This window comes from Arthrobacter sp. A2-55 (genome assembly GCF_025548615.1).
GTDB classification, from domain to species: domain Bacteria; phylum Actinomycetota; class Actinomycetes; order Actinomycetales; family Micrococcaceae; genus Specibacter; species Specibacter silviterrae.
Genome location: NZ_JAJLOZ010000118.1, coordinates 1 through 6,408 on the forward strand (window position 1 = coordinate 1; position 6,408 = coordinate 6,408).

General features: G+C 61.7%; 8 protein-coding genes and 1 pseudogene. 6 read left to right on the forward strand and 3 right to left on the reverse strand.

The features are described 5' to 3' along the window. Window positions 1–17 precede the first annotated feature (17 nt). Entirely contained in the window at window positions 18–170 is a 153-nt protein-coding gene (locus tag LPN03_RS20235) for a helix-turn-helix domain-containing protein (RefSeq protein ID WP_262455686.1), read from the forward strand. 232 nt (window positions 171–402) lie between these two features. Next, a complete protein-coding gene (locus LPN03_RS20240; RefSeq protein WP_262455687.1) occupies window positions 403–738 on the forward strand; it encodes a nucleotide-binding protein in 336 nt (111 codons plus the stop codon). Between the two features lie 12 nt (window positions 739–750). Here LPN03_RS20240 and LPN03_RS20245 read toward each other — a convergent pair. Continuing rightward, window positions 751–1,365, reverse strand: a pseudogene (locus LPN03_RS20245) (transposase); the annotation flags it as partial. Between the two features lie 274 nt (window positions 1,366–1,639). On the opposite strand from LPN03_RS20245, the gene LPN03_RS20250 reads away from it, so the two are divergent. The 3 genes from LPN03_RS20250 to LPN03_RS20260 are packed head-to-tail and all read left to right on the forward strand — an operon-like array spanning window position 1,640 to window position 4,649. Beyond that, window positions 1,640–2,734, forward strand: a complete 1,095-nt coding sequence (locus LPN03_RS20250; protein WP_262455688.1) for a tyrosine-type recombinase/integrase — start codon at window positions 1,640–1,642, stop codon at window positions 2,732–2,734. Further along, window positions 2,731–3,663, forward strand: a complete 933-nt coding sequence (locus tag LPN03_RS20255) for a tyrosine-type recombinase/integrase (RefSeq protein WP_262455689.1) — start codon at window positions 2,731–2,733, stop codon at window positions 3,661–3,663. Before LPN03_RS20250 ends, LPN03_RS20255 begins: the two co-directional genes overlap by 4 nt. Beyond that, a complete protein-coding gene (locus LPN03_RS20260) occupies window positions 3,660–4,649 on the forward strand; it encodes a site-specific integrase (protein WP_262455690.1) in 990 nt (329 codons plus the stop codon). The genes LPN03_RS20255 and LPN03_RS20260 overlap by 4 nt, the downstream gene beginning before the upstream one ends. A gap of 105 nt (window positions 4,650–4,754) precedes the next feature. Here the strand turns inward: LPN03_RS20260 and LPN03_RS20985 are convergent, their stop codons facing one another. Next, window positions 4,755–5,150: a hypothetical protein gene (locus LPN03_RS20985; protein WP_410468627.1), complete on the reverse strand. Its 396-nt coding sequence runs from the start codon at window positions 5,148–5,150 to the stop codon at window positions 4,755–4,757. Then, window positions 5,129–5,545: a hypothetical protein gene (locus LPN03_RS20990; RefSeq protein ID WP_410468628.1), complete on the reverse strand. Its 417-nt coding sequence runs from the start codon at window positions 5,543–5,545 to the stop codon at window positions 5,129–5,131. Before LPN03_RS20990 ends, LPN03_RS20985 begins: the two co-directional genes overlap by 22 nt. 461 nt (window positions 5,546–6,006) lie before the next feature. Here LPN03_RS20990 and LPN03_RS20270 point away from each other — a divergent pair, with 461 nt between their 5' ends. Continuing rightward, complete coding sequence (locus tag LPN03_RS20270) at window positions 6,007–6,267, forward strand: hypothetical protein (protein WP_262455691.1); 261 nt, start codon at window positions 6,007–6,009, stop codon at window positions 6,265–6,267. Window positions 6,268–6,408 lie beyond the last annotated feature (141 nt).

Genomic DNA, 6,408 nt, shown 5'->3' on the forward strand with positions numbered 1-6,408 from the left:
CGTGACTTTTCCGAACATTGGTCCTCAAGCCCCAAGTCTCCGCCAACCACCCCAACGTCAAGCGGGCCCGCGACTTGAAAACCCAGGGCTTGAAGCCAGCCGACATCGGCAAGATCATCGGGGTAAGCCGCGCCACCGTCTACCGCTACCTCACAATGGAACCGGAATAACCGCAGAACCCCCGGGGACGATGTCGGCACTGCGTCTCGTAATATGCCTCTTATCCAGACGGTCGACCAGGCACTCTGCGGCTTACTAAATCGAGATCATAGGCCAAGGGTAGTTTGTCCGGCGGAGAGAACCCATTTGAAAGCGCACCCTAATGTCAGAGGCGCCGTCTATCGTGAGAGGTGAAGTCTGTCCCACCCGAGGGGCAGCCGGATACTCACCAGGAGAACCTCGTTGAACAGCCCGAGTGACAGCCGCTCCGTCTTCGTCGTCCACGGTCGCAATGAACTGCTCCGCAAGTCGATGTTTGACTTCCTGCGGAGCATCAACTTGTCACCAATGGAGTGGACAACTGCCGTTGAGCTTACAGGCGAAGGCTCACCCTACATCGGTCAGGTGCTCGATGTGGCCTTCGACCACGCGACTGCTGTAGTCGTCCTGATGACACCCGATGAGGTGGCGTACCTGCAGCCCCGCTATGGGCATGGCGAAAGCGACCAGGAAACGCAGCCCGCGCCGCAAGCTCGCCCCAATGTACTGTTCGAAGCCGGAATTTGTCAAGGTGAATGAGGCCAGCGGGAGTTAGGCGGCTACTTTTGAGTTGTCTTTCTCGGCTGGCTTGTTGATCCAGGCGCTGTCGGGGGCGGTGAGGATTTTTGGGTCGTTGTTGGTGGTGAATCGTTCGGGAGTTTTTGCTCGTGCGGCAGCGAGGGTTTTGGTGCGTTCAAGGGCTTTGCCGGCGGCCAGCCCGTAGTGGACGTCTGCCGGGGTGTTGAGTCCGATTCCGGTGTGGCAGTGCCTGTGGTTGTATCCCTCGACGAAGGAGTCCATGAAGGCCCTCGCGTCAGGCAGGGAGCCAAAGCGCTCGGGGAATAAGGGGGCAAACTTCAGGGACTTGAACCAGGCCTCGCTGTACGGATTGTCATTGCTGACCCGGGGCCGGGAATGGGACCGGGTGACCTCCAGGTCCGAGAGCAGGGCGGCGACTGTTTTGGATGTCATGGAAGTTCCGCGGTCAGCGTGGACGATTTGTGGGATGCCGTGGATGCCGAAGATTTCCTTCATCATTTCCACGGCCAGTTCCCCGGACTCGTGGGCATGGACGTACGCGCCGACGATGTAGCGCGAATAGATGTCGATCATCACGTAGCAGTCGTAGTATTTGCCCTTGACCGGGCCGGCCAATTTTGTAATGTCCTATGCCGACCTCCGGACTATGCCGATGATTCGGCAATGGCGCAGGTCATTGGTACTGCTGAGGTTCGAAAGGTCGGCATAGTCACGTAATCGGGGCCACCCTTGAGACACGGAGTGTCTGGAGGTGAGGTTCGTGACGAAGAGATCGCCGACGGCCCGGCCGCACGCGGATCGGATTCCGCGGGTTCCGGCGGGCCCCTTGGTGCCAATGGTTGAGGAGTGCTCGGGGTGGTTGGCCGCTCAAGGGTATTCACCGGGGTCAGCGGCTGGGATCGTGAACTTGCTGAAGCGGTTGAGCTTGTGGATGCGGGACGTGGACGCCGGGGGCGATGAGATCGACGGGGAATTGCTCGACCGGTTCGTCGCGGCGGAGCGTTCAAGAGATTTCGTGTGCTTCACGGTGAAGGACTCGATGGGCGCAATGCGCAGGTTCTTGACGGCCGGCGGATATCTGGGCGTGGCTAAGGCGGAAGTGTGTCCGGCCACGGCGGCCCAGGCGGCGGTGATCCAGTGGTGTTCGTGGATGCGTGATCAGCGCGGTCTGACCGAAAAGACGATCGATGCCCGCTGCCACTACGCTGCCGGACTCCTGGATGAGGTCACAACGGTGGATGGGACCATGGGGTGGTGCCATCTCGATGCGGCGGTCGTTAACGAGTACGTCACTGTTCGTGGACGCCCCTACGGCGTTGTTACCCGCGCTCATATCGTCGACGCTGTCGGTTGCCTGCTGCGGTGGGCTTTGAGTGCTGGTTATCTCGACCGGGACCTGGCCGCTGGGATCCTCAAGCCTCCTGGGACGCGAAGGTCTTTGCCTCGAGGTGTCAGCGCCGAGCAGATCGCGGCTTTGCTGGCCGCGGGTGACCCGGGCACCGTGATGGGGGCGAGGGACCGGGCGGTGGTGATGATCCTCGTGCGGCTGGGTTTGCGTGCTGGCGAGGCCGCGCGTCTGAGGCTCGACGATATCGACTGGGCCGGTGGAAGGGTCACGGTTGCAGGTAAGGGCCGCGAGCACACGCTGCCGTTGCCGGTCGATGTGGGTGAGGCGCTGACGGCGTGGCTGAGACGTCGACCGCCAGCTCTGGATCGGGCTGTGTTCGTGCGGATGAAGGCTCCGCGGCGAATGATGACGCCCTCGGCGATCTCAGGGATCATCGCCCGGTTGTCGAATCTTGCAGGGATCGACCAGATCCATGCGCACCGGCTGCGGCACACCGCCGCGATGAACGTCATGGCCGGGGGTGGTTCCTTATCCGAGGCCAAGGAGCTACTGGGCCACGTCTATACCGCCACCACGATGGCTTACGCGAAGGTCGACCTCGCATCGCTGCGTGAGTTGGTCGTCCCGTTCGGGCAGGTGCCGCGATGACAACGTTGCGCGAACGCTTGGAGGAGTATCTGGTGATGCGCCGGGCGCTCGGGTTCCAGCTCAACGATATCGAGCGGCAGGTAGGACTGTTCTGCACATGGCTCGAAGATCACGGACAGACGCAGACCTTCAGCATCGAGGACGCCGTGACATGGGCCCGTCTCAACCCCGATGCCCATCCCTCGTGGTGGGCGACCCGACTATCCTTGGTGCGTCGCTTTGCCGGCTACCTCAACGCGAATGGTGTTGATGTTCCGGTCATCCCCACTGGCTTGCTTCCGGCGAAGAAGCCCCGCGCGGTGCCGTTCATCTATAGCCAAGAGGACCTCGATGCATTGCTTGCCTCCTGCGACGCTGAGTTCACCGACGAACGGGTTGTCGCGACGGTACGCACCGTCATCGGTCTGCTGGCTGCCACGGGCCTGCGGATCAGTGAAGCACTGAACCTCCTGATTGATGACATTGATCAGGAAAACAATGTGCTGGTGATCAAGGCCGCGAAGTCTGATGAGCGCCTCGTTCCCGTGCACCCCTCGACAACGGCCGCTCTCAGGGAGTACATCGTCCTGCCCGCCAGGACGGCCACGCACCCCGATCCGCACGGCCCGGTCTTCGTGACCTCCAAGGGGACCAGATACGTCTACGTGTCATTCCAGTCCCTGTTCAAACGAGTCCGAGATACTGCCGGACTCACCCCGCGCGGCAGAGCACGCCCTCGGCTCCACGACCTGCGGCACACCTTCGCCACCGCGCACATGACCGCGGCCTACGCCCACGGTGGTGACCCCGACCGGGTGCTGTCGTTACTCGCCACCTGGCTGGGGCATTCCGACCCCGCCCACACCTACTGGTACCTGACGGCGACAGGGGAACTCATGGCCCTGGCCGCCGGCATGCTCGAACCCATTCCCGAAGGAGAAACTTCATGAACGCCTTGGCCATCAGCCTGCAAACCTACTTCACTACCTTCGCCCACGCCCAGCGGGACCTCTCTACCAACACCATTGCTTCCTACCGCGACACGTGGCGGACGCTCCTGAAGTATCTGACAGCGACGCTCGGGGTTCCCGCCGACGCGCTCGACTTCGATGCCGTCACCGCGACCAACGTCACCGCGTTTCTCGACCATCTCGAGCAAGAGCGTGGCAACAGCGCCAAGACCCGAAACGTTCGCTTGACCGCGATCCGCGCCGTGCTCGGCAGAGCTCTGCCCGACCACCCCGAATACGCCGCGACGATCACACAAGTCCTCGCGATCCCTCCTAAACGCACGACAAGGCCAGTCGTTGAATTCCTCTCTCCAAGCGAGGTCAACGCCCTGCTCACCGCGCCCAACCAGCAGACCTGGACCGGACGACGTGACCACGCCATACTGACGATGACAGTGCAGACCGGCCTTCGGATCAGTGAGATCTGCTCATTGACCCACGACGACATCCATCTCGGCACCGGTCCCCACATCGCCTGCACCGGCAAAGGGCGACACCAACGCATCACCCCGTTGACTCGAACCACCGTGAGCACGATGAAGAACTACCTCAACGAACGCAGCACTCTTCCAGGAACCGCACTGTTCTGTGGCCCCCACGGGCAACCCCTGTCCCGCGACGCGCTCGAGCACCGCCTCGCCAAACACCTCACCACCGCAACGACCATGTGCCCCAGCCTCGCCGCCAAACACGTCACCATGCACACCCTGCGGCACACTACAGCGATGAATCTCCTTGCCGCCGGAGTCGACGTTTCCGTCATCGCGCTCTGGCTCGGACACGCCGACACCCACAGCACCGACGCCTACCTCCACGCCGACATGGCCATCAAGCAAGCCGCCATCGACCGGACCAGACCACCCAACGTCAAGCCCGGAACATACCAACCAGAACCCGACATCCTGGCCTGGCTCACATCCCTGTGACTATGCCGACCTTTCGAACCTCAGCAGTACCAATGACCTGAGCCATTGCCGAATCATCGGCATAGTCCGGAGGTCGGCATAGGACATTTAATGCCGATGTCGGCATTAAATATCCCAGCTCAGCACCTGACCGGGTGCGGTCGCTAAAAGCTCCGGGATGGCCCGGGCCGGGTGGCGTGCGATCCGGCGGCGTTCCTTGACCTGTTTGTTCTCCTCCAGGACACGGTAAAACGTGGAGATTGAGCACAGGTAGATGCCTTCGTCCAGCAGCCGGGCATAGATCTGCACCGGCGGCAGGTCCACGAACTCCCTTGAATTCACGGTCGCCAGGATGTGGGCGTGCTCGGCCGCTGAAAGCTTGTTTGCCGGCGCCGGGGCCGGCGCGGGGTCTTCTCCCGGGGTGCGGGGTTTGCGGGTTGCCGTGGCCCTGGAGACCCCGGCAATCACGGCCGCTTCCCGGGTGGGGAGGCCAGCCACGGTCAGGGCGGTGTAGGCGGCCAACAGGGTTTCTTGTACCAGGGCTGCTGCTCCGCGCTTTCGGAGATATCCTCCAAAAGCAGTCGTGCTTTTTCCATAATCGACAACGCAGCTTCAGTCCGTGCCAGCTTGCGTTCACTCACCTCCAGCTGCCGACGTAGACGCCCGATTTCTGCCTGATCGGCAGTGGGTCTGCCAATCTTTTCCCCGGGCTTCTTGCCCTCAAGGACTCCGGCGTCACGGAGCTTGCGCCACTCGGTGATCTGGGAGGAATACAAGCCCTCACGGCGCAGGAAGGCCCCGCCGCCGGTGCCGTCGTCACAGGCCTGCTGGTACGCAGCCAAGTACGCCAATTTCTGTGCCGGCGTGAACGACCTGCGAGGGGTCGGGCCACCGGACCTGGGGCCAATATTACTCATGGACCCATTCTCCCGCGGCGGGGAAATAGTAGAGACAGACATTAGTGGTGATCCTGATTCTCGCCCTACGAATTAGACGAAGTTGCTATGAGGTGCTGGCCTTACCCAACCCTGACACGTAGGGAGCTGGCATGGCCCTGGGGCGTGACGCCAAACGAACTGTTCTCGTAGAAGTAGGAGATGTGCGTCCGTTCAGTGATGTTGCTGGACGCCATGCGATCCGACTCTCGAATGCGCCAGCGAGTCGGCAGGCGTTGGCCAATCGGCTTCGAACCGCAGGCTGCGCCGTAGACCTCAACGGCCTAGACTGGCACACGACTGGCGACTTCACAGCACCGCCGCCTCCAGGCGACGGCCTCCCACTCGGGCGTCGTCTACCGAGTGGCACCTCAGCGAGGAAGGCCATCGACTTCGATCTCAAGTACTTCAATAAGGGCAGCAACCGAATTGACAAGCTTCAGGTGATTAACCGAGGAACGGAGACCGCCTATGAGGTTGCCCTGTCGGTTCCTGAGAACGCAGCCCTCGATCTGCGCTCGACCGGCGTCGAACCAATTACAAAGATTCCCGGCGGAGGCCGCTCCGTCACCGTAGACGTCCTCAACACAGGGCGCATGATGGGAGGTCCGCGAGGGGACGACGCCTTCGACGTCACCATCACGGCACGTGCCCAGAGCGGTGAACAGGTTGTCCAAGACGTTTTCCTCGATCTGAACGGATAATAACGATGGATGAAGAGATCCGAGTTCCAGTGAGCCTGCCACTCGACAGCGACGGCTTCTTGCGTCGCGAATGCCCGACTTGTGAACAGGAGTTCCAATGGTTCAGTCACACCGAAGGTGATGATGACGCCGAGCTAGTCT

Excerpts from the sequence above, each read along its gene's own strand:
- LPN03_RS20255 (WP_262455689.1), top strand. The coding sequence starts at position 2,731 with ATGACAACGTTGCGCGAACGCTTGGAGGAGTATCTGGTGATGCGCCGG.
- LPN03_RS20260 (WP_262455690.1), top strand. The coding sequence starts at position 3,660 with ATGAACGCCTTGGCCATCAGCCTGCAAACCTACTTCACTACCTTCGCC.
- LPN03_RS20990 (WP_410468628.1), bottom strand. The coding sequence starts at position 5,545 with ATGAGTAATATTGGCCCCAGGTCCGGTGGCCCGACCCCTCGCAGGTCG.